Below are 2,502 nucleotides of genomic sequence, written 5' to 3' on the forward strand. Positions count from 1 at the left end.
GTTGAGTGTTCGATGCTGATCTCGAAGTGATCGGCCACGCAGCTTTGGAGTGCGTCGAGCATTTGCGGTGCATGACCGTCGTAGAAGCATCCCGCGTCCACCACCACGTGGGCAGAGAGGATCGGCAGGCCCGTGGCAATTTGGCTGGCGTGCAGGTCGTGGACGTCGCGCACATGGTCAAGCTCCATGATGTGCTCGCGAACCTCGTCCAGGTCCAGCCCCGACGGCGTTGACTCAAGCAGCACGCTGATGGTCTCGAGCAACAACCTGACGGTGCGCGGCAGGATCAGCACGCCAATGAGCATGGCCACGATGGCGTCTGCCTGCACCCAGCCCGTTGTGGAGATCACGATCGCCGCCACAATGACGGCCACGGAGCCCAGCGCGTCGTTGACGACTTCCAGGAACGCAGCCCGCATGTTGAAGTTCTTGCTGCGACCGCCCATCAAGACGAACATCGAAATGATATTGCCGGCTAGCCCGATCGCGCCGAAGACGATCATCTCGTTGGAGGCGATCTCCGTCGGATTGAACAGCCGCTGAACACCTTCCACCAAAACCACCAGTCCGACGGCGAGAAGCACTGCGGCCTGCGCTGTTGCGGCCAGCACCTCTGCGCGGGCAAAGCCCCACGTGCGCTTGCTGGTTGCTGGGCGGACCATCAATCGCGCTGCCAGCAGAGCCATGGCAAGCCCGCCTGCGTCAGTCAGCACGTGGGCCGAGTCAAAGAGCAACGCCAGCGAACCAGTCAGGATTGAACCGATGATCTGGAACACGAACACGAGAAGGGTGATGCCCAGCGCTACGGCAATGCGCCCCTGGTGGCTCTCGCCAGGAGCACCTGCATGGGAATGGCTATGGTTATGACCGGACATAATTCAATAGTACATTGAAGGATGAATTCATCAAATGCTGTAAGGTATTGAGAATGAAGCCCATTAGCAATGCAGCGGTTCTTGCCCGCTTTGGCTACGCACTCTCGGACCCCACCCGTGCGGAGATACTCATGAAACTGGCCGCACAGCCGCAATACCCCGGAGAGCTTGCCGCCGAGCTGGGCGTCTCCCGGCAGAGCATGTCCAACCACCTCTCGTGCCTGCGCGAATGCGGACTAGCCGTCGCCGTGCCTGAAGGCCGCCGATCCCGGTATGAGCTGGCCCATCCGGACTTGGCCCACGCACTCAACGACCTGCTCGGCGTCGTACTTCTGGCCAGCGAAGGCCACGTGCCGCACCCGTAGGCCCGCGTGCTCCTATATTCTTATCCGCGGGCCACTTACAGGCCCTGGGCGAGAGCGGGAGAGACGCAGATGAGTTTGCTGGGCACAAAATGGACGGTTCACGGGGATGGCAAGAGCATCACCCCCGGACAAGTGGTCACCCCGGATGAACGGCTGAGCTGGCCGCGAACCATTGGCATTGGCCTGCAGCACGTGGTTGCCATGTTTGGCGCCACGTTCCTGGTGCCACTGATCACGGGCATGCCGCCAGCCACCACATTGTTCTTTTCCGGCATCGGCACCTTATTTTTCCTGATCCTGACCCGCGGGCGCGTCCCCAGCTACCTCGGCTCAAGCTTCGCCTTCATCGCCCCCATCATGGCCTCACAGCAACAATTTGGTGTATCCGGTGCACTCGGCGGCGTTGTCGTTGCAGGTGTGACTCTGGCCATTCTGGGCTTGATTGTGCAAAAATTTGGCGCTTCATGGATCAACCGACTCATGCCAGCCCCCGTCACCGGAACCATCGTTGCCCTCATCGGCTTGAATCTGGCTCCGGCGGCACGCGACAACTTTGAAAAAGCCCCCATCACGGCGCTCGCCACCCTGCTTGTCATCATTCTGGTCAGCGTGCTGTTTCGTGGAATTCTGGGCCGCCTGGCCATTTTGGTCGGTGTGCTTGCTGGCTACCTCGTCGCGGTGCTGCGCCATGAAGTCGACTTCTCCCAGGTCAACGACGCCGCTTGGATCGGCCTGCCGCACTTCCAGACCCCCACGTTCCATCTGGCCGTGCTGGGACTCTTCGTTCCCGTGGTGCTGGTGCTGATTGCCGAGAATATTGGGCACGTGAAGTCGGTTGCGCTCATGACGGGTGAGGACCTTGACCCCTACGCCGGGCGTGCCATCATTGCCGACGGCGTAGCCACCACCTTGGCAGGTTTTGGCGGAGGTTCCGGCACCACCACCTATGCGGAAAACATTGGTGTCATGGCCGCCACCAAGGTGTACTCGACCGCCGCGTACTGGGTGGCTGGCATGGCAGCGCTGCTGCTGAGCTTCTCCCCCAAGTTTGGCGAGCTCATCGCCACCGTGCCCGTCGGCGTGCTCGGCGGGGCTGCAACCCTGCTTTACGGCATGATCGGTGTGCTGGGTGTGCGGATCTGGGTGCAGAACAAGGTCAGCTTCTCCAACAATATCAACCTGACAACCGCTGCGGTGGCCCTCATTGTGGGCATCGGCAACTTCACCTGGACCACGGGAAACCTCACGTTTGAAGGCATTGC

The 2,502-nt window shown here is 61.0% G+C and carries 3 protein-coding genes; 2 read left to right on the forward strand and 1 reads right to left on the reverse strand.

The genetic code is table 11. The features are described from left to right. Positions 1-875: cation diffusion facilitator family transporter (locus Q4P21_RS15095; RefSeq protein ID WP_303389550.1), on the reverse strand; the 875-nt coding region annotated here is incomplete at its 3' end. Between the two features lie 53 nt (positions 876-928). Between Q4P21_RS15095 and Q4P21_RS15100 the strand changes: the two genes are divergently transcribed. Continuing rightward, a complete protein-coding gene (locus tag Q4P21_RS15100) occupies positions 929-1,240 on the forward strand; it encodes a helix-turn-helix transcriptional regulator (protein WP_303389551.1) in 312 nt (103 codons plus the stop codon). A 69-nt stretch (positions 1,241-1,309) separates the two neighbouring features. Then, a partial coding sequence (locus tag Q4P21_RS15105; protein WP_303389552.1) for a uracil-xanthine permease family protein occupies positions 1,310-2,502 on the forward strand: 1,193 nt, incomplete at its 3' end.

Origin of the sequence: Arthrobacter sp. (genome assembly GCF_030540645.1) — a bacterium.
Classification (GTDB): Bacteria; Actinomycetota; Actinomycetes; order Actinomycetales; family Micrococcaceae; genus Specibacter.